Annotated in this window: 24 protein-coding genes and 1 pseudogene; 20 read left to right on the forward strand and 5 right to left on the reverse strand. The window is 38.4% G+C overall.

Annotated features, from left to right (window positions below):
* Window positions 1–11 precede the first annotated feature (11 nt).
* Entirely contained in the window at window positions 12–1,493 is a 1,482-nt protein-coding gene (gene zwf / locus ACED20_RS02315) for a glucose-6-phosphate dehydrogenase (protein WP_294233808.1), read from the forward strand.
* 23 nt (window positions 1,494–1,516) lie between these two features.
* Window positions 1,517–2,227: a 6-phosphogluconolactonase gene (pgl, locus tag ACED20_RS02320; protein WP_294222954.1), complete on the forward strand. Its 711-nt coding sequence runs from the start codon at window positions 1,517–1,519 to the stop codon at window positions 2,225–2,227.
* Window positions 2,228–2,641: 414 nt separating this feature from the next.
* Here the strand turns inward: pgl and ACED20_RS02325 are convergent, their stop codons facing one another.
* On the reverse strand, window positions 2,642–3,238 hold the full coding sequence (locus ACED20_RS02325) for a hypothetical protein (RefSeq protein ID WP_294315929.1): 597 nt from the start codon (window positions 3,236–3,238) through the stop codon (window positions 2,642–2,644).
* Window positions 3,239–3,392: 154 nt separating this feature from the next.
* Here ACED20_RS02325 and ACED20_RS02330 point away from each other — a divergent pair, with 154 nt between their 5' ends.
* From ACED20_RS02330 to ACED20_RS02360, 7 genes are all read left to right on the forward strand, one after another.
* Window positions 3,393–4,265: an AraC family transcriptional regulator gene (locus tag ACED20_RS02330; RefSeq protein ID WP_294201086.1), complete on the forward strand. Its 873-nt coding sequence runs from the start codon at window positions 3,393–3,395 to the stop codon at window positions 4,263–4,265.
* A gap of 709 nt (window positions 4,266–4,974) precedes the next feature.
* A complete protein-coding gene (locus ACED20_RS02335; protein ID WP_294201087.1) occupies window positions 4,975–5,679 on the forward strand; it encodes an AraC family transcriptional regulator in 705 nt (234 codons plus the stop codon).
* Between the two features lie 55 nt (window positions 5,680–5,734).
* A complete protein-coding gene (locus ACED20_RS02340; RefSeq protein WP_294201088.1) occupies window positions 5,735–6,109 on the forward strand; it encodes a hypothetical protein in 375 nt (124 codons plus the stop codon).
* Window positions 6,110–6,433: 324 nt separating this feature from the next.
* Window positions 6,434–6,958 (forward strand): hypothetical protein, encoded by a 525-nt coding sequence (locus ACED20_RS02345; RefSeq protein WP_294201090.1) that lies wholly within the window; start codon window positions 6,434–6,436, stop codon window positions 6,956–6,958.
* 94 nt (window positions 6,959–7,052) lie between these two features.
* The gene (locus ACED20_RS02350; protein ID WP_294201092.1) at window positions 7,053–7,859 is read left to right on the forward strand and encodes a molecular chaperone; all 807 of its coding nucleotides are present in this window, start codon (window positions 7,053–7,055) and stop codon (window positions 7,857–7,859) included.
* Entirely contained in the window at window positions 7,849–8,886 is a 1,038-nt protein-coding gene (locus tag ACED20_RS02355; RefSeq protein WP_294201094.1) for a hypothetical protein, read from the forward strand. Before ACED20_RS02350 ends, ACED20_RS02355 begins: the two co-directional genes overlap by 11 nt.
* A gap of 46 nt (window positions 8,887–8,932) precedes the next feature.
* Window positions 8,933–11,686, forward strand: a complete 2,754-nt coding sequence (locus ACED20_RS02360) for a hypothetical protein (RefSeq protein ID WP_294237720.1) — start codon at window positions 8,933–8,935, stop codon at window positions 11,684–11,686.
* Window positions 11,687–11,760: 74 nt separating this feature from the next.
* On the opposite strand, the gene ACED20_RS02365 is transcribed toward ACED20_RS02360, so the two are convergent.
* Window positions 11,761–12,213, reverse strand: coding sequence for a PA2169 family four-helix-bundle protein (locus tag ACED20_RS02365; protein ID WP_378103374.1), 453 nt, complete (start codon window positions 12,211–12,213; stop codon window positions 11,761–11,763).
* Window positions 12,214–12,375: 162 nt separating this feature from the next.
* On the opposite strand from ACED20_RS02365, the gene ACED20_RS02370 reads away from it, so the two are divergent.
* The 7 genes from ACED20_RS02370 to ACED20_RS02400 all read left to right on the forward strand — a co-directional run bounded on the left by ACED20_RS02370 (window position 12,376) and on the right by ACED20_RS02400 (window position 17,652).
* The gene (locus ACED20_RS02370; RefSeq protein ID WP_294201101.1) at window positions 12,376–13,044 is read left to right on the forward strand and encodes a MarR family winged helix-turn-helix transcriptional regulator; all 669 of its coding nucleotides are present in this window, start codon (window positions 12,376–12,378) and stop codon (window positions 13,042–13,044) included.
* Between the two features lie 2 nt (window positions 13,045–13,046).
* A complete protein-coding gene (locus ACED20_RS02375) occupies window positions 13,047–14,516 on the forward strand; it encodes an NAD(P)/FAD-dependent oxidoreductase (RefSeq protein WP_294237722.1) in 1,470 nt (489 codons plus the stop codon).
* A gap of 5 nt (window positions 14,517–14,521) precedes the next feature.
* Window positions 14,522–15,358, forward strand: a complete 837-nt coding sequence (locus ACED20_RS02380) for a phytoene/squalene synthase family protein (RefSeq protein ID WP_294201105.1) — start codon at window positions 14,522–14,524, stop codon at window positions 15,356–15,358.
* A gap of 27 nt (window positions 15,359–15,385) precedes the next feature.
* Entirely contained in the window at window positions 15,386–15,841 is a 456-nt protein-coding gene (locus ACED20_RS02385; RefSeq protein ID WP_294201106.1) for a sterol desaturase family protein, read from the forward strand.
* Between the two features lie 3 nt (window positions 15,842–15,844).
* Window positions 15,845–16,552 (forward strand): lycopene cyclase domain-containing protein, encoded by a 708-nt coding sequence (locus ACED20_RS02390; RefSeq protein ID WP_294237725.1) that lies wholly within the window; start codon window positions 15,845–15,847, stop codon window positions 16,550–16,552.
* A 138-nt stretch (window positions 16,553–16,690) separates the two neighbouring features.
* Window positions 16,691–16,852 (forward strand): hypothetical protein, encoded by a 162-nt coding sequence (locus ACED20_RS02395; RefSeq protein ID WP_294201109.1) that lies wholly within the window; start codon window positions 16,691–16,693, stop codon window positions 16,850–16,852.
* Window positions 16,853–17,028: 176 nt separating this feature from the next.
* Entirely contained in the window at window positions 17,029–17,652 is a 624-nt protein-coding gene (locus ACED20_RS02400) for a DUF4142 domain-containing protein (RefSeq protein WP_294237728.1), read from the forward strand.
* Window positions 17,653–17,899: 247 nt separating this feature from the next.
* Here ACED20_RS02400 and xth read toward each other — a convergent pair.
* The 3 genes and pseudogenes from xth to ACED20_RS02415 form a co-directional block, all read right to left on the reverse strand.
* Window positions 17,900–18,678 (reverse strand): annotated as a pseudogene (xth, locus tag ACED20_RS02405) (exodeoxyribonuclease III).
* A gap of 6 nt (window positions 18,679–18,684) precedes the next feature.
* Window positions 18,685–19,113 carry a hypothetical protein gene (locus tag ACED20_RS02410; RefSeq protein ID WP_294201113.1) on the reverse strand — a complete coding sequence of 143 codons (429 nt, stop codon included), beginning with the start codon at window positions 19,111–19,113 and terminating at the stop codon, window positions 18,685–18,687.
* Between the two features lie 90 nt (window positions 19,114–19,203).
* Window positions 19,204–20,433, reverse strand: coding sequence for a phage integrase SAM-like domain-containing protein (locus tag ACED20_RS02415; protein WP_378103376.1), 1,230 nt, complete (start codon window positions 20,431–20,433; stop codon window positions 19,204–19,206).
* 315 nt (window positions 20,434–20,748) lie between these two features.
* Here ACED20_RS02415 and ACED20_RS02420 point away from each other — a divergent pair, with 315 nt between their 5' ends.
* The 4 genes from ACED20_RS02420 (at window position 20,749) to ACED20_RS02435 (ending at window position 24,881) form a co-directional block, all read left to right on the forward strand.
* Complete coding sequence (locus ACED20_RS02420; RefSeq protein WP_294219945.1) at window positions 20,749–21,762, forward strand: hypothetical protein; 1,014 nt, start codon at window positions 20,749–20,751, stop codon at window positions 21,760–21,762.
* Between the two features lie 56 nt (window positions 21,763–21,818).
* Window positions 21,819–22,244, forward strand: coding sequence for a transposase (locus ACED20_RS02425; protein WP_294234165.1), 426 nt, complete (start codon window positions 21,819–21,821; stop codon window positions 22,242–22,244).
* 4 nt (window positions 22,245–22,248) lie between these two features.
* Window positions 22,249–22,611 carry a helix-turn-helix domain-containing protein gene (locus tag ACED20_RS02430; RefSeq protein WP_378103378.1) on the forward strand — a complete coding sequence of 121 codons (363 nt, stop codon included), beginning with the start codon at window positions 22,249–22,251 and terminating at the stop codon, window positions 22,609–22,611.
* A gap of 794 nt (window positions 22,612–23,405) precedes the next feature.
* A complete protein-coding gene (locus ACED20_RS02435) occupies window positions 23,406–24,881 on the forward strand; it encodes a response regulator (RefSeq protein WP_294293518.1) in 1,476 nt (491 codons plus the stop codon).
* The last annotated feature ends 4 nt before the right edge of the window (window positions 24,882–24,885 follow it).

Here is a 24,885-nt window from a genome sequence, read left to right on the forward strand (position 1 = left end):
AGGTAATAGAAATGAACGACAATAAAACCTTGCAGCCAACCACCATCATTATTTTCGGTGCTACCGGGGACTTGGCAAAAAGAAAACTTTTTCCTGCGTTTTATAATTTATATATCGACGGAAGAATGCCTAAAGGCTTCAATATCGTAGCTCTGGGAAGATCGGAAAACACCGACGAAAATTTTAAAAGTTATATCAAAGAAAACCTTGAGAACTTTTCAAGAAAAAAAATAACTTCGCAGGATTGGGCGGGTTTCCAGGCACATATTACCTATTTCCAGCACCAGCTGGATCAGGAAGGTTCTTATGAGAAGCTCCAGCAGAAGCTGAACAGTCTTGATGAAATATACGGCATGAGAGGAAACAGGCTGTTTTACCTTTCCATTGGCCCGAATTTCGTGGCTACGATTTCGAACCATATTAAAAATTCATCGCTGGCTTCGGATCCTGAGAAAGACCGGATCATCATCGAAAAGCCTTTCGGACACAATAAGCAGTCGGCCATAGAACTCAACAGCCTTCTGGCAGAAACTTTTGAAGAAGAGCAGATCTACCGTATCGACCACTACCTGGGAAAAGAGACGGTACAGAATATTCTGGCCTTCAGATTCGGGAATTCTATTTTCGAACCGCTGTGGGATTATAAATACATAGAATCGGTACAGATTACCGTTGCTGAAGAGGTAGGAGTGGAAACCAGAGGAAGCTTTTACGAGCAGACAGGGGCTTTACGGGATATGATCCAGAATCATCTGCTGCAGATCCTCTGTATGGTGGCAATGGAGCCGCCGGTTTCTCTGGAAGCAGGTGAGATCAGGGACCGGAAGGTAGACGTCCTCAAATCCATTCGCAGAATTTCTCCGGATAAAGTAGATCATTATGCCGTAAGAGGACAATACGGAAAAGGTACCGTAAACGGGGTAGAAGTAAAAGGCTACCGCCAGGAAGAAGGTATTGCACCTAATTCCAATACGGAAACATTTGCCGCGGTAAAATTTTATCTGGATAATGAGAGGTGGCAGGGCGTTCCGTTTTACGTACGGACCGGTAAAAAGATGAAGGAAAAACATTCCTATATTACCGTTCAGTTCAAACCGCTGCCGCATTCTACATTTTCGGACAGCGAGCAGCATTTGTCTGCCAACCGTCTGATCATCAATATTCAGCCGTTAATGGATATCAGGCTGCAGTTTATGGCTAAGAAACCGGGGCTTTCCTTATTGCTGAAGCCTGTGGAAATGATCTTCGATAATTTTGCATGCCAGGAAGATACGCCGGAAGCTTACGAAACGTTGTTGCTGGATGCGCTGATGGGTGACCTTACATTGTTTATGCGTTCCGACCAGGTAGAAGAGGCGTGGGATGTGGTAAAAACCATACAGGAAGCATGGGAAAACAGCAAAGATGTATTTTTCCCGAACTATGAAGCCGGAAGCTGGGGGCCTAAGGACAGCTTTACCCTTGTTGAAAGACAGGGGCATACCTGGGTATAAATAACGATTTAAACAGACAAGAAATGGATATTACCGTATTTAATGATTTAGATACTTTATATAAAAAAGCGGCGGATACTTTTGTTGAGCTTGCCGCTCAATCAATTGCCGGAAAAGGTTTTTTTACGGTGGCATTAAGCGGAGGATCTTCTCCAAAGGCTATCTTCAGCCTGCTGGCTACCGAAGAGTATTCGCAGAAAATAGAGTGGGGCAGGGTGTATTTTTTCTGGGTTGACGAACGTTGGGTTCCCCTGGAAGATGAAAAAAGCAATGCCAGAATGACCTTTGAAACACTTCTTCATAGGGTTCCCGTAAACGGAGACCAGATTTTTCCGATGTATAAAGATGGGGTAAAACCCGAAACGTATGCGATAGAATACGAGCAGCAGATCAGGAAAGTGCTTGGAGAAGAAGGTGTATTTGATTTTATTCTTTTGGGAATGGGCGACGACGGTCATACGGCTTCCTTGTTTCCGGGTGAAAAAATCCTTGAGGAAAAAGAAAAGTGGGTGGATGCCTACTATCTGAAACCTCAGGAAATGTTCAGAATTACCCTTACGGCTCCGATGATCAACAAAGCAGAACATATTCTCGTGGTTGCCTTTGGTGAATCCAAAAAGCATGCGCTGCATGAAGTGGTGAATGGAGAATATAATCCGCAGCTTTATCCGCTACAGCTTATCCGTCCGAAAAAAGGCTTTATGTTTTTCACGGATGAAAAAGCGATGGGATAATTAAATTTTAAAAATTAAAGTTAAATGATAACAGCAGCGTCGGATAGATGGTGCTGTTTTTTTTATGCAGATCCAGGTTCCGATGGAAACTAAAGATAATCTATTTGGAAGTCAAGAACAGTTTTTTGACGGAGACAAAAAGAAACGTGACATCTATTTAATTAAAAGGATGAAGAATGATATCCGATTAAATATAGAATAAATAGCAAGGTGAGAATCTGTCCCGGAGAGCCGCATTTTAAGATTGTAGCCTGTATTTAAGATCTGAAACGATTAAGCAAAAAAATGAGACAACTCTTTTCCCGTGATTACAAAAAAGAATTGCCTCAAAAAAATAACTGTACGTAAAATTTATCCCGGTATCATCCGGAACGTCTATATAAAATAGTATATATGTGAAAAATATATCCTGATTTATCTGAGTGGAATAATCTTATTGAAAACATTCCCGTTTTCTTCAACCCTGATGATGTAATTGGATGAGGTTTTAGGATCAAGATCAAAAGTCATGTTCAGCTCGCCGTTTTCACCATTTTTATTGGCTGTATAAAAAAGATTGTTTGAAAAATCATAAACTGAAATATTTACAGAATTTTTTATATCGGTCATGTGAAGTCTCACCATGTTCCCGGAAATACTGTATTCAGGTTTATTTACTGAACTTACAGGTGTTTTCTCAACTTCCATTGCATTATTGCTGTTGATGCTTATTCTGTATTTTTCTACCTTTGTCTCAGACTCGGCAACCAGGTAATAAGTTCCCGAAGCAAGATCCTCAAGATTGTATGACTTCATCACTGCATTTTCCGTATCAAGTTTCTCAGAAAAGAGCTCGCCTTCGATATCATTGTATACAAAAAGAGAAACATTTTTTGCGTTGGCAATTTCGAAATTTACCGTTTTTGCCGTAACATTTCCTACCGAAATAGAAAAGTCTCTGTCTTTACTCATCAGACTTGCGGAGATCAGTAAAAAACCTGCAAGTAAACCGGATTTTAATAGTGTAGTCATAGATAAGTTTTTGTTTCTAATATTTATACTGCAAATCTACAGCAGTTTATAATTGCATTCTACTCCATAATTTTCATATATATGTTCTATTTTAACATGTATTTAATGTTAATTAAATATTAATTGTTAATTTTGTACAGGTAAAAGATAAAATATGAAACATTCCAGTCCTGCATTTGAAGCGGTAAAGCCTAATATCGGGAGCAGCTTCACCAGTTTAAAGTTTTTAAGAAATGAGAATCTTAAGTCCCATGTCTGGCATTACCATCCTGAAGTCGAACTTATTTTCGTATGTAAAGGCTCTGGGAAAAGGCAGATCGGAAGCAATATCTCATATTTTTCCGATGGTGATCTGGTGCTTATCGGCAGTAACCTTCCCCATTGCGGAATGACCAATGAAAATACCAATAACGATTATGAAATGGTGCTTCAGTTCAAGCCTGACTTTTTGGGGGAAACCATATGGGAAATTCCTGAGATGCAGAAAATATCAGGACTTTTGGAAAAGTCTAAGGCCGGAATTGTATTCGGTGAAAAAGTAAAAAAGGAAATCGGTGAAAAAATTGTGGCGATGCATGAGGCTGTATCATTCAGGAGGCTGATCTGTTTTCTGGATATCCTCGAAGAGCTTGCCACCACACAGGATTACAGAATACTGAATGCCGGGAAATATTATCTCCAGACTCAGGTGGAGGATAATGAGAGGATCAATATTATCTTTAATTATGTGAAAGATCATTTTCGGGAACAGATTACACTGGAAGAAGTGGCTGATCTGGCGAATATGAAGGTTCCTTCTTTCTGCCGTTACTTTAAAAAAATAACCAATAAGACATTTACCCATTTCGTTAATGAGTACCGGATTACCCATGCCCTCAAACTCCTGGCAGAACATCCTTTGAGTATTACAGAAGTTTGTTTTGAGTCGGGTTTCAACAACTTCAGCTACTTTAACAAGACTTTTAAGGAATACATTAAGAAAAGCCCTTCGCAATACAGGAAAGAATTCAATTATTTTATGGAATAGAATAATTGAATTACTGAGGGGATATACTTTGGCCAATAATATGAAGCAGGATAACTTGGTGGGTCACCATTTTCCTGGACTTTGTCGAGTTTTGATTCTGTCTTTTTCAGAACGCAGCTGCGTTTATTATTAACATCTGTTACGATTTGCCTGACTTTTCATTTCTTCGGTTATATAATTAGGTTTTTTGTTATTGATCTTAAAGAAAGTCAGGATGATCAGAAGAGTTTGTGGGCTATTTCAAAACTTTTCGAATTAAAATTTATATCGTATAGCAAAATTTTCAGATATAATTACAGAAATTTAATATAATATTTTACCGATAAATATAAATTAGTCTGGTGATAAACTATTGATTTTCAATTTACTAAAAAATGTGGTACTTTACCGCTGTATTGAAAATGTATTTTCTCGCATTTTTTCTGTCACATCTCTTTTTTTGAGTCTATGTATGGCATACATTTGTGGTACAATAAATGTTTGTTTTTCAAACTTTATCATTTAAAAATTACTATGTATTAAGATTTGTAATTAAATATTTGATCTTAATAAACCAGATGTGTGAAAATTTTATTATTGTATTATGTACGTCATAACAGACCAGTTAAGGAACATAGGGTTCAGTGTGACCCGTATCAATGAGTTAATCAAGAGAAATAATTTTAGCAGACAATTCAGCACCCTCGAATTTTATTGTATATATATATTTATGGAAGATATGGATGTTGAGGTGGAAAATATCCCCTATTCCATAACATCCGGGCATATTGCCTTTCTGGGTCCTCAGAAACAGATCGTTTTCAGTGAGGAGGGTGGTGCAAATGTGCTTTGCATTTCATTTTCGTCCTGTTTTTACGAAAGGTCTTCAAAGGACAGCCTTTTCCTGAATTCCCAGCTGTTTTTCAATTACCATACCGATTTTTTTATAGCACCTTTTACAAATACCGAGCACATGCGGGTCATCTTCATGCAGCATATGGAAACTTTCAGGCTTAAAGATGAAAACTTATATGTATCTGCGGCACATAATGCAATTGAGAGGCTCATCCTTGATGCCCTTCTTTATGTTCCGAGCGATGAAATCAGAAAAGATGTAAAATTCGATTACCTTCATTATGTAAACCGTTTTAAGATCCTTCTGCAGCGGGATTATAAGAAGGAGAAAAAAGTTGCGCATTACGCCAGCGAACTCAACATAACAGCCAGGAGACTTTCGGAGATGACAGAGTACGTGCTGGGAAAGACAGCCAAAAGCATTATAATCGAAAAAGTAATCAGCGAATTTAAAAAGGCTCTGAACTTTACGAATTTCACCATTTCGGAGATTTCTTACGATCTGGGTTTCAGTGATGAAGGAAATTTCAGCAATTTTGTGAAAAAACATACCGGAAAAAATCCATCTGAGATGAAATAATTCAGAAAAAAATTGTACATTTACCTAAGTAACCACTCGGTGAAAATAAATTGCTATGGGGGGCAGATTTTTTTTATTAGGTATTCTGTTTTGTGCTTTTTTCAGGCTTTCAGGACAAATTGATGGTGTTCATCTTATGATGCGGTTGCATCCGGTACAGATACTTTCTATTGAAAACAGTATCGAAAGTGGCGGAAAATCCGTGAATGCTGGAGATCAGAGATATATTACTGTTTCTAGTACGACAGGATTTGATGTAAGTGTGCACCGTAGGGTCAGTGAATTCGTTCGTACGAATGTTATTAATACTACAAAGGGAGCAGTGCATAAGCATATTGCTGTTGATTACGATAAAAACGTAAATCAGAAAAAAGCTGATAATGCATCCCTAAACTCTGCAGATTTAGTCTTAACTCTAATTTCTCAATGAATTTTCTATGTAAAAACAGGTCATTAATTATGTCCTAAATATAAAAAAAATGTCATTTTTCTGTGTTAAATGACCTTATAAAATTAATTTATTGTTAACATAAATTTAATTTATTTACAATATTTGTAATTTTTATTAATTATGTAATTCTACTTTTTGTCTTTTTTAAGATTATGCAATAAATTTTCTATTATTTTACCAAAAACCATATTTGCAAATTTTGCGCATTTTTTTACAAATGGGCTTTTTAATGATGTATTTAACTTTGTACCCAGAAATTAATTAATCAACCAAATAATAAAAAACATCATTCCCCTCCCCATCATGAAAAAATTCATTTTTGCTGCGTTTTCCTTAATTGGATTCGCTACAGTAAACGCTCAGAACACGGTTACTTTAAATGTAAGATTAAAACCAATCCAGACTCTTGTTGTAAATACAGCACAAAAAACCGTTAATCTTGACTATAACACCAAAGATGATTATGCAAACGGAGTTACTTCTACCAATGCAGATCATTTAACGATTTACAGTACAGGAGGATTCCAGGTAAAAGTTAAAACTGCAGGCGCAGCTTTGCTAAATGGTACTAAAACCATCCAGGCCAATACAATCCAGGTTAAAGCGAGCGCAGGATCCGACCCTGTAAACGGAGCACAATATTCTGCTACAGCACCTCTTTCTGCCACTGAGACAACGTTGGTAACTTCTACTGCAGGAGGTGTAGATAAAAAAATTAGTGTAGAATACAAAGGTTCAGGAGCCAATGCATATCTTGATAACTACGTAGCAGGACAGAATCCGGCAATATATACTACAGAACTTACTTATACTATTATTTCCCAATAATATAAAAGAAAACTTACTGAAATATTATAATATATTAAGGTGTTACAACATTATTTGTAACACTTTTTATGTATTTTAGTATTAAATCTAAGTAATGAAAAGACTCTGTTTTATTTTTTTGTATTTATTTCTTTGTTTTTCCTGCCATCTGTATGCCCAAACGGGGGTCTCCGTATCTCCGCCACGACTTTATTTTGAGTCTGGTCTCGGAAACAGCAGCACCCAGACTGTAACGGTAACGAACGTGAGCTCCAAAAATTCTCTCGATCTTGCCATAAGCCTTGGTGATTGGGAGTATAATGAAAAAGGAGAAAATATAATGTCTGCGGCCAATACGCTTCCTGCTTCCTGTGCCGGATGGGTTTCCGTAAAAAAAGATGACAATTACTTTACTCTTGCTCCGGGCCAGAAAAAAGATATAGAGGTTACGGTTACCGTTCCGGGTACATTACAGGATAAGCTCTTTACGCACACCGCAGTGCTCTATGTAAGCCAGATGAATCCAGTGGATGATGTAGACAGTAAGGGTGCCAATATTAAGGTAAGCATCCGGTCGGGAATCAAAATTTTTCATAAGCTCCCTGCAGGCAAGAACAAAAAACTTGAAATACAGAATTTAGCATACGGAAAGCCGAAACAGACGCTTGATCTCACTTTTGATAATCTGGGAGATGTATGGGCAGACGGTAAAATATCTACTGATCTTGTTAACACACAGAACGGTAAGAAAACCACACTGGAAAACATTGTTTTTTATACAATGCCAGGAAATAAAAGAGAAGTTAGTATTCCGCTTCCCTCCGGTCTGGAAAAAGGAAAATATACAGCTTCTGTTATTATAGACTACGGTGACCGGGATAATCTCGAATTAGGAGAATTAAACTTCACGTATGATTACTAAAAAAAAAATATCATTTATCATATTTCTTCTGTGCTGGTTATATGGCCCGGCCCAGATTTCATATAACTCGTGGGTCAACGGGTATATGTCCGTAAGTTCTTACGGAGGTAATACGATTCCTGATGCCTATACTGCAAGTTTTTCGGGAAATGGCTATCTGAATGTCCCATACTGGAGATTGTCGGTAAGGCTTAAACAGCCTGTAACTTCCACAGACGGTAACTATACACTGCCTGCCAACAAAATCTCTTTCAGTCCCGTATCGTCCTCCGGAAATGCCTTTCCGTATGCCGTACCTACCATTTCGCAGATCGGTATGCCACTGAATGTGGTCATGCAGGAAGGGCAGGAAGTCTTTTTGGTACCTCAGTCCAATGCTGCTTTTTATAATTCTCCTTTCTTGTTTTTCGGATATTATTATAACCTTCAGCTCAAATACAGCCTTAGTCTTGCAGGTGGGGCCTACCTGGGAAATTATCCGGCATGGACAACCTTTTCGGCACCCATGCAGTTTACGGCTTATGACCGGTATAATAACGTAATCGGAAGAATAGATCATGTCTTCCAGTTCCAGATCGGGACGCTTTCAGGAAATCCACCGGATACCCCTGAAATGTCATTGAAATTCTCGGCAGATGCCATGAACGGATTACTGGAATTTAAAAGCAGGAACGATTATGCCAACGGGGTAAGCACTTCTTATCCGGGTGCCCTCGCAGTACGTAGTAATACCAACTATCAGATTAAAATAAGGTCTTTACAGAATAATTTTGTTTCTGCTGCAGGAAATACCCTTCCTCTGGATGCTGTAAAATTTGCACTGGCTCCTATTAACGGAAACAATGCAACGGTATATCCCATTTCGTTGGCTTCCTGGTCGCAACTTGTAGCAAAAGGAGCATATACACAGGGGTCCAATGTATATTATGATATGAATTATTCTACCAATGCGAACGACCAGCGGTTTATCGATGCAAAACCCGCAGATTATACGACAACGTTACAGTTTGAGATAACCCCACAATAAATTTATAATGTTTCACTTCCTGCTCAGAAAAATAACATTTGTTTTTTTGATTCTGTTTACTATAACGATTTCTGCCCAGCAGATTCCCGGTATAGATATGGAGATCAGGAGTGAATCCGGTACCGAAGGCCATAATATAATGGATTTTACATTGGTCCTGAAAAATAAAGGGCAAATGCCATTCAGGGGGAAGATCAATATCCAGACACCGGAAGGTATCAGGATAGCCGCTGCCAATGGAATTGAGACGGAGCTTGATCCCGGAGAAACAGTCTTTTTACCTGTAAAAATAATCATCAGCAATAATGCGGTGGCGGGAGATAAAACATTAGTATTCAGCCTTGCCGACCGTCAGAGTAAAGCAGTATCCGAAAAATCCGCTACATTTAAAGTAGCACAAGATACGGCTCTAAGAATCATTGCCGAAAATCCTATACTGTATATCAATAATATGAAGGATTCTGTGGAAGTAAGGGCGAGGGTTTCCAATCTCGGAAATGTAAAACAGCATGTTACAGTAGTATTTAAAATCCCCGAAATTACGCAGGAGAATATCTTCGTGGAAAAAAAAGGAAATGTTTCCGTACAGAAAGATTCGGTTTTTATTTTCCGGTTTATGCCATCGGGGCCTTTAGCCAAGACTTCCCAGTTCAGTATAACCATTGCCGGATTCCGGGATCCTGAGAAAGAGATATTTGGAAATACTTCCGTATCGGTTCAGAATGTTGCTTCATCCCAGCGGTACCAGGATCCGCAGAGTATGGTACTTTCGGAATATAAAAAAAACAGCGTCACAGCTTCTTACAGGAGAGTGGGTGAAAATCTCAATATGTATCAGATTAGGGGAGCCGGAAGTTTTAATCTCCCTTCCGGATATATGTCGGTAAGAGGAAATATATATACACTAAACGGGCAGGGAGAGCCTGTAATAACCAATACTTATGTTACTTACCGTAACGTAAATAACGAGTACACGGTAGGAAATATCAGTAAGATGATGGAAATGTCCATGTTCGGGCGGGGTGCGGAATATGCATGGAATTCTTCTGCTAAAGATAAAAAGGTGGAAGTAGGTTTTGTGGACCAGACCTTCAGTCTTATAGAGAAGCATGCTTTTTTGCAATACGGCTACGGTTTTTATGCCAGGGGAACAATGATGAAAGATGCAGCAAAGAGCTTTTCGGCAACCTATTCTTTCAGGAACGACCCTTACGAAAAAGCGAGGCATAATCTTGTCGGGACGGATGTACAGTATACCTTCAACAAAGATTGGAATATGTCAGCAAAAGTATATTCCGGACTAAGTGTTTACGATGAGATCAATGTTACAAAACCTTCCCTGGCTGTGGAATCTCAGTATTCGGGAAATTACCATAAGATCAATCTGAATGGAAATTATTTTTACAGTACGGATTATTACCCGGGAAACAGGCGCGGTATGCTGCAGATCCAGCAAAATATTTCCACCAATATCAATAAAAATTACAGCATTTACGGAAATATCCTGGTGTCTAATTTCTCCCCGAAGTTTTACTTTTTTGAGAATAATTTAATTTCTGATTCTTTTCGATTCGACACAGGAATCAGTTTGCCTAAAATCTGGAATGTCGGATCTACCGTCGGTTTCCAGTATCAGGATGAAGAATCCAACGCTTATAATAATTTCTTTAATACGGCCCTCAGCCAGGAAAAAAAAATATTGAGAGCGCAGCGAATCACGGATTATATGACCTGGTCCAGTCCGAATGCAAAACATTCTACGGTCCTCGGTCTCGAAGCCGGCCGGGTAGAATATCCCGATAGTAATAATTCGGGATATCAGATGAAAATCCTGGGTAATTACAATTATAAATGGTTTAATTTTAATATGATGTATCAGTACGGAAGCTATTTTCTATCTGAATATGCATTTTCCAAAGTATTCAGTGAAAATACTACGTATAAAAAAATTTCTCTGTCGGCATTTGTTAACGAAAATTTCTTTGATCAGAAATTATCTATGTCTTCAGGTGCAAACTATACCGATGATATTTTTTACGGGAAATCGCCATCTGCTTTTGTCAACCTGAAATATTCCGGAAAAATGTATGGGATCTTCCTTAATACGTCATGGTTTTATTATTCTTCCAGAAGCAGTAACAACAGCCTTCTTACTGTGGAAGCAGGGGTTACTCTTAACCTTAAAACCAATAATCCGGATCCGGGCAAAAAAGGAAACATCATGGCCTTTGTATATTACGATAACAACACCAATGGTATCTATGATGCAGGGGACAAGGCTGCGGAAGGATATCTGGTGATGCTCAACACCGTATCATTTAAGACTGACAGCAAAGGAAACCTGAATTACAGATCGCTTCCTTTTGGAAAATATGCCCTGAAGCAGATTATACAGAAAGGCTGGTACTATGACGAGGCGGAAATAGACCTGAACAGGCACAATTATGTACTGCAGATTCCATTGCATCAGAACGGGACTGTAAAAGGAAATATTAATTATGATTTTAATGCCAAGACAGCAATGGAGTTTGAACCGAAATTGGGAGGCATTATATTTAATATTTACAGAAACGAACAGCTTTTGCAAAGGATGGTTACCGATGATAACGGCGAATTCGTCTTTTTCCTGGAATCCGGAAAATACAGAATAGAGCTGAATGAAAATTCACTGCCTGCCAATACTTTTGTCGAACGTACCGATGCTGAAGTGGATGTGGAAGCCGGAAAGATCGTGACAATGGAACCGTTTGTAATCAAAGTAAAAGAAAAAAAGATCCGGGTAAAAAAATTCGGAACCTGATAAGCTTCAGGTTTGCAAAAAAATAAGAGAGCTCTGTAAAAAAGCTCTCTTAACATGATTTTTAATGAAGAAGATTATGATCTTGATTCTTCCAGACTTTCGAATTTAGCATAAGAAGATTTTAAATGATGCAAATGGTCTGAAATCGTTCTGGCGCATTCGGGATCTAAGTCTTCGCTGTCCAGGACGTCCTGATAAGCATCGATAGCCGCCTTTTCACCGAAAACCACATTTTCCAGTGTGGACTCGCTTTTATCTCCGGAAAACGTATTTTTTACATCAATCCATGCTCTGTGCAAAGCTCCTGCTGTACTCGTCGTATTATCCGCATCGCCTCCATGCTCATTAATCATTCTGATAAGATCAGATTTCATCTCCCGGGATTGTGAAACCATCTGGTCATAATCGGTTTTCAGGCCGGAATGGTTTTCCCATACTTTGTCTTCTACTTTTGAAAATCCTTCAATTCTGTCGTTGGTGATGTTCAGTAAATCGTTTAATGTTGATACTGTTTTTTCGTTGTTCATATTAAAATTTTTAATTGGTGTGCAAGATACTTTACAATAAGCATGCCTTGTTTGCCCATGTTTTAAATTTTTAAAATATTATTTTTTGGCATAAAAAATGCTTTTAAGTTTATTTATAAACTATATATTGATAGCATAGTTTATTTATATATTAAATTCGTCATGAATTACAAAGTGACCAAAGAGGTTATCGATCTTTTAGAACAGTTCGGAAGAGAAAATGCTAACCGATATTACCCTGAAACCGTTCAGGGGTTTAAATCATGGATCTGCGATAGAGAATTAAATGAATGTGCCGGAAGCAATGAACCTTACTGGGAAGGAAAGGAAAACGGAAGAACGGTTGAGAGTGCCATCAGTACATTACTTGTACACCTTAACAGGTATGCGAAGACATATTCTAAATCTGCAATTTCAGACTCAGATTTCGCTACACAGGAGGATTTTATTTATCTGATCAATCTCAGGGCTTTCGGGAGAATGACCAAAATGGAACTCATCAAAAAAAATATACATGATAAACCGGTAGGTATGCTCATTATTGCCCGGCTGCTGAAGCAGGGATGGATTGAACAGACCGAATCTGATGCAGACCGTAGAAATAAGCTTATCAATATAACAAAAGAAGGTGTCGACGCTCTTGAAAAACATATGGATAAAATAAGGGTCGCTACAGAAATCGTTGCAGGAAACCTGAATTATAATGAAAAAATGGAACTCATCAGAATTCTCAACAAGCTTGACCGTTTCCATTATCCGATTTTTTCCAGAAATATAGACAGCAAAGATCTTATTAAAACAATATACGAAGAATATTCATTTAAAAACTAACCATGAAGAAAAAGATTGCGATCATAGGATCAGGGTTTTCAGGATTATCTGCGGCAGCTTACGCTTCCAAAGCAGGCCACGAAGTACACCTGTTTGAGAAAAACAATGATATTGGCGGAAGGGCAAGGCATTTTAAAACCGATAATGGTTATACCTTTGATATGGGACCTAGCTGGTACTGGATGCCGGATATTATTGAATCTTTTTTCAATGATTTCGGTAAAAAGTCCTCCGATTTTTACCACCTTGTTCCGCTGGATCCGCAGTTTGAAATGGTTTTTTCCGACGAAAAAATGAATATCCCGCAGAATTATGAAGAGATGAAAGAGCTCTTTGAAAGAACGGAATACGGTGCCGGAAAGAAGCTTGACGAATTCATGGAAGATGCCCGCTACAAATATGAAGTGGGCATGCAGGATTTCGTAAACAAGCCCTGCCATTCCTGGTTTGAATTCGTTTCACCGAAAATTGCAAAAAGTGCCCTGAAGCTGGATCTTCTTACCAACTTCCAGCGTTTTGTGAGAAAATATTTTAAGGACCCTAAGTTGATTGTATTGATGGAGTTTCCTGTAATCTTTTTAGGAGCAGCGCCAAAGGATATTCCTGCGTTATACAGTTTAATGAATTACGGAGGATACAAGTTAGGGACCTGGTATCCGATGGGCGGTTTTTCTAAAATTATTGATGCAATGAAAAGCATAGCTGAAACACAGGGAACCCATCTTTATGTAAATTCAAATGTGGAGAGAATCAACGTAAAAGATAAAAAAGTTTCATCATTAACGGTTGATAATAAAGATATTGAATTTGATGCTATAATCGCATCCTCCGATTATCACCATACCGAATCCCGTCTTCTTCCTGAAGAATTGAGGAATTACGATGAAAATTATTGGGAAAAAAGAGTTTTTGCACCTTCCTGCCTGATATTTTATTTAGGTTTTAAAGAAAAAATTCCCAATCTCAAACATCATACTTTGTTTTTCGAAAACGATTTGGGATTACATACCGAAGAAATTTACAAGGATAAAAAATGGCCCACGAAACCGTTGTTTTATGCATGTTGTCCTTCCAAAACAGATTCTTCCGTAGCACCGGAAAACAGTGAAAACGTTTTTCTTCTGATGCCGGTTGCGCCGGGGATTGAAGATTCGGAAGAAATCCGCGAGCAGTATTTCATGGAAATGGTGATGCGCCTGGAAAAACACACCGGTGCATCAGATCTCTTGTTAAAAATAGATTACAAGAGGAGTTATTGTGTGAAAGATTTTAAAGAAGATTACAACGCTTACCAGGGTAATGCCTACGGCCTTGCCAATACGCTGTCGCAGACTGCCGTACTGAAGCCCTCGCTTAAGAATAAAAAAGTAAAGAATCTATTTTATACAGGCCAGCTTACGGTTCCGGGACCGGGAGTTCCGCCTTCCATTATATCAGGAAAAATTGCCGCCACAGAAGCTACTAAAAATTGATACGTATGAAAAAACTATTTGACGAACTTTCCTATAAAGTAAGTAAGCAAACCACTCAGCAATACAGCACCAGCTTTTCATTAGGGATTCTTGCCCTTTCATCAACAATAAGAAATCCTATTTATGCCATTTACGGGTATGTACGCCTTGCCGACGAAATTGTAGACAGCTTTCACGATTACAATAAAGAGAAACTTTTATCAAAATTCAAAGAAGAAACATTTCAGGCGCTTGAAGACCGCATTTCCCTGAACCCGATTTTGCAGTCGTTTCAGGAAACGGTTCACAAATACGATATCGACCGACAGCTGATCATCCAGTTTCTGAAAAGCATGGAAATGGACCTTCAGAAAATCGATTACAATTCGGATCTTTATAAAGAATACATCCTGGGTTCGGCAGAAGTGGTAGGTCTGATGTGCCTGCAGATTTTCGTAAATGGTGATAAGGAACAATATGAAGCGTTGAGGCCTTCTGCGATGATATTAGGTTCGGCTTTCCAGAAAGTGAATTTCCTGAGAGATATGAAGGATGATTACTATACGTTGGGAAGAAGCTATTTTCCGGATCTGGATATGTCGTTATTTGATAATAACGTTAAACTTACCATTGAAAAAGAAATAGAGGAGGAATTCAGGCTGGCTTTAATCGGAATTAAAAAACTTCCGGCATCTTCGCGGTTCGGCGTATATCTAGCATATAAATATTATGTATGCTTATTTAAAAAAATTAAAAGAAAATCAGCGGAAAAAATCCTGAGCGAAAGGATAAGGATTTCAAACGGGGCAAAAATTTCCCTGATGATGAGTTGCTATGTACAATACAAAACCTCTTTCTTATAATATAAAATTATTACTTAAACTATCGATATGAACTTTCTCACCGTGGCAGCTACCTTTTTCATTATGGAAGGTATTACCTGGCTTACTCACAAATACGTGATGCATGGATTTCTCTGGGCACTGCATAAAGATCATCACGATCACAGCAGTGATGGCCCCATGGAGAAAAATGACTACTTTTTCGTCATCTTTGCCCTGCCGACTATTATGCTGATGTATTACGGAACCATACAGGGTTTCAACTACTGGTTCTATATTGCCGTAGGAATTGCTTTGTATGGGATGGCTTATTTTTTCGTACACGACATATTTATACACCAGCGTCTTAAAGTACTTCGCGATACGGAAAATCCATACCTTCTTGCCATAAGAAGGGCACACAAGCAGCATCATAAGCACACCGGAAAAGAAGAAGGCGAATGTTTCGGCTTTCTTTGGGTTCCGGTAAAATACTTTAAGATGTACTTTAATAAAAACAAATAAAAGATGCTGCCATATACATACTTACTTATCAATTTTTTCACCGTCATTATTTGTTTTATTTTTTCTTTTCATCCCAAGATTAAATTTAACCGGCATTTCGGAGCATTTTTTACGGCTTCATTTATTGTAGCGGTTGTCTTTATTATCTGGGATGCCTGGTTTACGAAAATAGGGGTTTGGTGGTTTAACGACAGGTATCTTATTGGCATCCGGTTCCTCAAACTGCCGATTGAAGAAATCATGTTCTTTTTCTGTATCCCTTTTGCCTGCATTTTTACCTATTTCTGTCTGAACAAATTTTTTAAGCTCGACTGGAAACCGTTTTGGGAAAAAGCTTTTGTGATAAGCTGCATTTTTCTGGCGCTGATGATTGGAGTTTATTTCATCGATAAAATTTATACCAGCCTAACGTTTATTACCACTGCATGCAGCCTTACCGTTTTATATTTTGTATTGAAGGTACGATGGATTGGAAAGGCTTCGTTCATTTACCTGATACTGATGCCGGGATTTTTAATGGTCAACGGTATTTTAACAGGAACCGGCCTGGAGTCTCCGATTGTGAATTATAATCCTAAAGATTTTATAGGCATCAGGATTCTTACGATACCCATTGAAGATACCGTATATGGATATGAGCTTATTTTATGGAATATATTTTTCTTTCAGAAATTTAAGAGAAATGATCTCGCGGAAACAAGTCTTGGATAAACAATGTAATAATTTTAACTTTAATTAAAAAAAAGATTAATTTTTTTCATAAAATATAAAAAATGGCCTGTTTTATGTAAAGACAATATTAGCTGCAAAGCATTGATACATAAACACCAATCATTTAAATATTACAGTATGAAAAATTCTAACGAATGGGATAATTCGGTATCCCTAAACAGAGAGATCGAGCGTCAGAAAGCCCTTAAGGCACTGGAAAAAGCAAAGATGATAAAAAGAAAGGTAGTCTATCTTCCTATGGGAGCTACCGGTAACATTAAGTACAATAATTTTGTATGAACTACATAAAAGAAGCTGTTTCAGGATGAAGTTGCTTCTTTTATTTTATGATCATGCAGGTTTCAATACACAAAAATTCTTATAGATTATGATTCTGCGCATAAACTTGCGATCCTTATTATCGTTAAGTTTATTAGCATTACACACTAAACATTTATCAACCATTTATTAATATTATGAAAAAGACAATTTTAGCCCTACTAGCCGTTGGAACGATGGTGGCTTGTAAGAAAAACGAAACTACAACTGCGAACGATTCTGCTGACAGCACGTCAATGTCTGCACCTGCAGATACAGGAATGGCCACAACAGGTAGCGACTCTGCTTCAGCGATGAACCAGAACAATGCAGCTGCGTCCACCAATTTAAGCGATCAGGACAAGAAATTTGTTGACGCTGCCGCCAAAGGAGGTATGATGGAAGTTATGATGGGCGAGCTGGCCAAGACCAATGCACAGAATACTGCTGTAAAATCTTTAGGTGCCATGATGGTAACAGATCACGGTAAAGCCAACGAAGAACTGAAGTCATGGGCTTCCATGGCTAAATACACTTTGCCGTCCAGCCTTGATGCCGATCAGCAAAAAAAATACGATGAGCTGAAAGCTAAAAAAGGCGCGGATTTCGACCGTGCATATACGGACCTTATGGTAAGCGACCATAAAATGGATATTGCAGAATTCAAGAAAGAAGCTTCTGGAGGTATGGATGCTTCTGTAAAATCTTTTGCCAGCAAGACGCTTCCTACATTGGAACATCATTTAATGGAGTCTGAAAAAGCGAAAGCTGCCGTGAAATAACCGGTATAGAAAACAATTGTAAAAATTACCCAAAAATTAAAAGAAGACTGCCCCGAAAAGGCAGTCTTTTTATGATCTATTGATTGATAGTTTCTTATCGACGAAAATAAGCATGAAATAAACCGTAAAAAGGAAACTGAATGCTTAACGTTTCTTTATTAAATAAAATGTTAAAATTTTGAATATCAGATATTTATAGTTAATGTAGTAATATTTCTTAGGATTTTAATTCCTGTATTTTTTATTTTTATCTATCTGTAAGCTCGATCCACACCGGGGCATGATCACTGCTCTTTTCCCAACCGCGGACGCATTTGTCCACACCGCCGGATTTCAGCCTTGATTTGAGGTAAGGGCTAAGCAGCATATGGTCCAGTCTGATTCCTGCATCACGTTCATAAGCTCTATAAAGATAATCCCAGAATGTATAGATTTTTTCTTCAGGAAACAAAGTGCGGATAGAATCGGTCCAGCCTTTTTTTATCAATGCAGCAAAAGCCTTCCTCACTTCCGTCCGGAATAAGGCATCATCTTGCCAGCGTTCGGGTTTATGAACATCAAGTGGAGTAGGGATGATATTGAAATCTCCGATCAGAATGGCCGGAAGATCCATTTTAATAAATTCTCCTGTACGTTTCTTAAATTGTTTAAGCCATTCCAGTTTATATTCGAATTTAGGGCCGGGATAAGGATTCCAGTTAGGAAGATACAGGCAGCATATTACCATCTGATCGATGATGGCTTCAATGTACCGGCTTTGGTCATCGTTTTCACTACCGGGCAGTTCCCTCTGTACTTCGGTAATCTCCAGGTTTTTTCGGGCAAGGATGCCACGCCGTTCCAGCTTTTTTGTCCTTTCCATATCGCACGATAGCCGGTATCTAAGATGGCTTTTTCGGGAAATTTCTCCTGTGGTGCCTTAAGTTCCTGCAGACATACAATATGAGGATCGGCTTCCTGTAACCATCTGATGAGGATAGGAAGCCGACCGTTTACGCCATTTACGTTATATGTTGCAATCTTCATAGCAACTTAGAATTTGTTTGCCGAATTTCTGTGATGGCCGGAAGCGGCGATACTGTGGAAATTGTTATAGGTATAATAAAGGTCTTTGAAGTAAATTTCTGTCTCCAGTTCGTTTTTTTCAAGATAAGGAGTGTATTTTTCTGCTTGCGAGGATTCATAAGAATAGGGTGACCGGACAGGAATTTCTTTCTTTTTACAATGGCAATAACGATGATCGTCTTTTACATGTTCTTCCAGGTCGGTGATCACAATCCGTGTATTTTCAAGGTTTTTGGACTTTTCAAAGGTCTTGCAGTCAAGGGTAAACCAAGGCTCACCATGATAGAAAAAGTGATCGATAATATCCGGGTGATTTGCGTTCTTTTGTTCAAATGGTGCAGCTGAAAAATAGCCTTTGCAATGTGTGCAGACAGCGACTTGTATTTTAATCGACATAGCGTTATGATATTAATGGTGTACTCCTGCTATATCACAAGTTGTGCCATACCGGGTATGATTTTAATGAAATTGAATTATTAATTACCATTACGCTCCCTCCGCATAAATTTTCTCAAAATAATTGCCCAGGCTGATGACTCTTGCATGGTTTACGGGATTGATGTAATTTAAAAACATCTGCTCGGTGCTGTGGCCGGTCGCCTGCATTAATAAAGGCGTCGGGATCTTTCCGTAAAAGTTCGAGGCAAAGCTTCGCCTTCCAATGTGGCTGGTAATATTCTGCCATTTCTCCATATCCAGTTCTTTGCAACGGAATCCGATTCTTTTCCTGATCTTTACGGGCGTGTTGATTCGGGCCAGGGCTGCCACTTTTTTGATCTGTTCATTATAGATATATGGATCCAGAGGTTGCGGAAAGGTATTTCCGTAACGGGCCATGATTTTGAGGACAATCGGATGAAGCGGAAGCACAATTTCCTTTCCTGTTTTCTGCTGAACAAAAGAAATGCACTTTTTTCCGTCGATATTCGTTAGCTGAGTGTTGCTGAATTTCATAAAATCGGATATCCGCTGCCCGGTATAGCAACTGATCACCAGCCAGTCCTTCGCCTGTTGCAGCTTCTTGGGAACTCTGGACTGCCTGATCTTGTTGATTTCCTTTTCGTCCAGGGTCATGACTTTCCTCTGAACTTTGGACTTTGGAATTGTTATCTGCCGTACATGGGTCCTGATGCCTTTCAGTTCCGCGAAATTCAGGATCGTTTTGATGAATTCCGCGCTTCTCTGGATCGTGCTTTCCGTGTACTGCTCCTTCCTGCCGAATTCGTAGAATTGTTTAATGAAATGGTTGTCAATCTCTTCAGTATACATGCATTTGCACAAAAAGCCTTCAAATTTTTCCATCAGCCGCATAAAAACCTGGTAACGGCGATAGGTGGAAAGGCATACGGAGTTATTTTTCAATTCCAGATAATCATTCATTAGCGAAAGGAAGGTTCCTTCGGCAAATTGAGGCGTTTCTTCCAGGCATATTTTTCTGAGGATTGCAGAAGCCGTTTTAGTGGAAACCTCCGGCTTTTCCTCAATGAGCTCTGTAGCCTTTATCTTAATAAGATTGAGGATGTGGTTCAGTTTTTTGTATTTCTTACCGTAAATATTCAATGGCCTCTGCTTTTCATCATCCCAGTCACCTCTGGAAATAAAAAGTGGAAGACGGATGTTGTGATTCGCTTTTTGGGAACTGCAGGAAGTAAAAGAAAAATAAATCTGGCATTCTGAACCGGAGCTTTTTCTGGACAAATAGAAAGAAAAAATCATGGACTTAAAATTAAATGTATACTAAATATAATTCAAAAATAGTCCAAATAATTAGTCTTTTGAAGACTAATAATACAAAGGTAATAATTATTTTTAATTGTCCAAATATAAATGTGTAAAATATTGCAATTTAATATTTTATTGAATTATTATGCAATACAAATGCGCATGGATTAAATCGTTGTTTATAGCGCATGATGGAATAAAATACTGTTTTCAGGATTTTGCTTTTTCTTAACATATTTATTTATAATGATATAAAAATTCACATTAGTCTTCAAAAGACTAATATGAATAATATAAACATGTAAACGTATGAAAAAAAACTTATCTGCTGTGGCTGCACTTTTCTTTTCAGCCACCCTGTTTGCTCAGGTGGGAATTAACAACAGTACTCCAAAAGCAACAATGGACATTGCTGCCAAAACAACCGATGGAAGTAAACCTGAAGGACTCATCGCCCCGCGTCTTACCGGAGATCAGATCAAATCTGCCGATGCACAATACGGTTCCAGTCAAAAAGGTGCCGTCATTTATGCTACTGTTGCCGTAAATTCGCCAAGTACAAAGACGGCTAATATTACATCGGAAGGATATTATTACTTTGACGGAAGTCTCTGGAAGAAATTGGGAGAAGTATATACAGCTGACAATGGTCTTTCGGTGGCCGCTAACAATATTGTATTGGGAGGTAATCTTTTACAGTCGAGTACAATAACAAATAATGGCAAAGTACTTCAGATTGCCGGATCGTCTTCAACTACCGTGTTTGATGCTTCCGGAATGGTAGGTATTGGAACGTCGTCTCCATCAACCAAGTTGGAAATCAATAACGGAAATACCGCAGGAGCGATAAAGATTGTTGACGGCACGCAAGGAGCAGGCAAATTTTTAGTTTCGGATGCGAATGGAGTAGGAACGTGGAAAGATACTACAGGAAGTGCCACTATAATTAATTCAACAGCAGGTGCAAGTACTCAGCTTGATGTTTCAATGAAATATGTAGGAGCCAGTGCAATAGTGAACACGCCGGGATATTACATTATTTCTCCAAGACTTATTACTGATAAGAATACCTCAGGATGCAGCCAGTATATTGCATATAATTTAAGTAAAAGTTCCACTACGAATCTTAATGAGGCTTTTTTCGCGCAAGATGTACACATGGCAGCAGGTCCGGGGGAGTACGATTTTATTTACACATCAAATATTGCTTATCTCACTGCTGGTACTTATTATATGCTTGTAAGATACAGTGGAGGATGTACTTCTAATGTAACGAGAAATGATTTTGCTCAAAACAGTTTTACACTTACCTTACTCAAATAAACGAGAAGTTCCCAAATATTTAGAAACGGATAAAACACAAATGCAATTATATACCCATGGACTTTAAGAACATTCACATCGGAAGTCTCATTAAACAAAGAGTGTCAGAAAGCGGGATGCCAACCTCCCGCCTCTGCGCTTTTATGAGATGTTCCGAAGAGGAAATTTACGCAACTTACCTGGCTGAAGAAATCAGTACGGGAGTCCTTCTTAGGTGGAGTAAGCTACTGGACTATGATTTTTTCAGGATCTATACACAGCATATCATCCTCTACGCCCCGCCTTCTGCGCATACTGAAGCATCCAAAAAGAAAACGGCGCTTCCCCGGTTCCGGAAAAATATTTATACCCGTGAGATCATTGATTTTATCCTTGAGCTTATAAGCAGTGGAGCTAAAACCAAAATCGACGTAATAGAAGAATACCGAATCCCGAAGACTACGCTTTACAAATGGATCACCAAATATGCCGAAGCATCGTAAACCTATGAATACACCCGATTATAAAAGAATCTACACGGATATGATCCGCATCAAATATCCCGAAAAGCATGCCCAATGTAGCGATATCTTAAAGAAGGACGATCTTGAGTTCCTTGATATTATCCGTATGAATACTATTATCACCGACCGTAATAAGGAAAGGATGGGTGATAATCAGAAGCTCAGGTCCTATAATAAAATAACAATTCTTAAGATCCTTGATCATCAGCAGAAACACGGTATGAATAATTCCGAGCTGGCACGGTATTTCCAGCTCAGCAGGAATACGGTTACCAAATGGAAAAAGCATTTTTCACAAGCCAGCTGTCTTCAGAAGACTGAAACTGGAAGCACCTTGAATTTTTAGCCATTGAGATACCTTCCCGGTTTTTCTATAAGGGTATGATTCTGAGGGCTTACCTATGCTTTCCTCCATATAAATTGATCAGCAGCCTGGGAAGGATTTACATGATCTGTATTTTACGAGGTAAAATGGTTATGCCATGAATCGGATAATTGGTAATGACACTATAAATGCTTGGCTGAAGCGGACCTCGGTCCGCTTTTTTTATCAGTGAAAAGAGTTTTTTAAAGAATTTGTATGAAAAGCGGGATGAATTATTTATAGTGCTGAGATAACAGTTCCTACGGTTTTTACTAAGAAATATTGGCATTAATCTTTTAACGAACTGCAGCAAAGTTGTAATAACAGAGATAATTCTATGGGTAAAATAAAAAATCCCTGACTTGCGCCAGGGATAAAAACTAATAACCATGAAAACTCAAATTAAACATGAGAAATTCGCTGCAAATATATAAACAAAAAAGCAAACCCCTGCATAAACAGGGGTTAAATTTGAAAAATATATTTAAGTGAAAAAGTGTTACTGTTTTATGTTCAAACACTGTGCCGTGAATAATTCTGGAAAAAGAAAATTCTATTGAAAAATGGGGAATTGGGTTAAATAATTTACCAAATATCATAAAATCATGTAATAAAAAATATTTCTACTTTTTTAATTAATCTTTTTTGTGGAATTTTTATAAATTTTAACATTCTGGTACATGTATTGCTGCAAGATACAGAATGACTTTTTCGCAAAATATTGTAGATATTTTTGAAACTGTTCTAAAAATAATTAATTATTGATTTTAGCTTCTATGATCTTAATTGTTGATGATAACCAAAGTAATCTTTATTCACTTAAAAAATTACTTGAATCCAAAGATTTTCAGGTAGATACAGCAGATTCGGGTGAACAGGCACTTGGTAAAGCTCTTAAAAACGACTACGCCCTGATTATCCTGGATGTGCAGATGCCTGATATGGATGGTTTTGAAGTTGCCGAAACGCTGGCCGGATACAGCAAAACAAAAGAAGTGCCGATTATTTTCCTGTCGGCAGTAAATACGGAAAAAAAATTTATCACCAAAGGATATGCTTCAGGAGGAAAAGACTATGTGACCAAACCGGTGGATCCCGAAATTCTTCTTCTCAAGGTAAAAACCTTCTATAATCTCCAGGAACAGAATATTGCGATGAAAAAAACGCAGCAGAGCCTGGAACTTGAAGTAAAGGGCAGGAGAGAATCCCAGGTTACCTTGAAATCCCAGATCGACCACTTCCATCTGATGCTGGAATCTTTACCGCAGATTGCCTTTACTCTGAATGAAAATGGAATTGTGGATTTCGTGAATGTAAAATGGTATGAGTATTCGGATTCCGAAAAACATTTTCCGGAGACCCATCCGGATGACTTTAACATCACGGAAGAGCTGGAACGTTGTAGGAAAAAAGAAAAAGCCCTCGAAATGGAAGTCAGGATCAAAAACAGGGAAACCGGGAATTACCGCTACCATCTGCTCCGGATTACACCCGTACATGAGGAAAACAGCATTAAAAACTGGGTAGGAACTTTTACAGATATTGACGATCAGAAAAAAGTGGAAAAGGAAAAGGACGAATTCCTGAGTATTGCCAGCCACGAACTGAAAACACCTTTAACGAGTATTAAAGCTTATGTACAGCTTCTGGAGAGAAAGCTGAAACTGAATAAAGAAAGTACCGAAGCAGGATTTGTCGCGAAAGTTCAGGACCAGATCGAAAAACTGAACACCCTGATTACCGACCTGCTGGATGTTTCCAGGATTGAAAACGGTAAACTCAAGATCACCAGGAAACCTACCAATCTGGCAACCGTTATCAATAATGCAATTGATACGATCCTGCAGACCCACGATGAAAACAGGGTGAAAATAAAACGTGACGGCATTCTGCCCGAAATTTTAATCCCCATTGATGAAATCCGCATCGAGCAGGTTTTAATTAATTTTCTTACCAACGCTATAAAATATTCCCCCAACAATAATCAGGTGATTGTGACGACTTTTCTGGATGTAGAAGAACAGGAAGTAAAAGTAAATGTCACCGATTTCGGAATCGGGATTCCCGATTATAAGCAGGAAGCCGTCTTTCATAAATTTTACCGTGTCGAAGAATCTTCACTTCAGTTCCAGGGAATGGGAATCGGACTTTTCATATGTGCCGAAATCATCAAACAGCACCATGGCAATATTGGGGTTTCCAGCAAAGTTGATGAAGGTTCAACATTTTATTTCACTTTACCTTTAAATTAGTTTC

The sequence above is a fragment of the Chryseobacterium sp. sg2396 genome, assembly GCF_042610505.1.
Classification (GTDB): Bacteria; Bacteroidota; Bacteroidia; order Flavobacteriales; family Weeksellaceae; genus Chryseobacterium.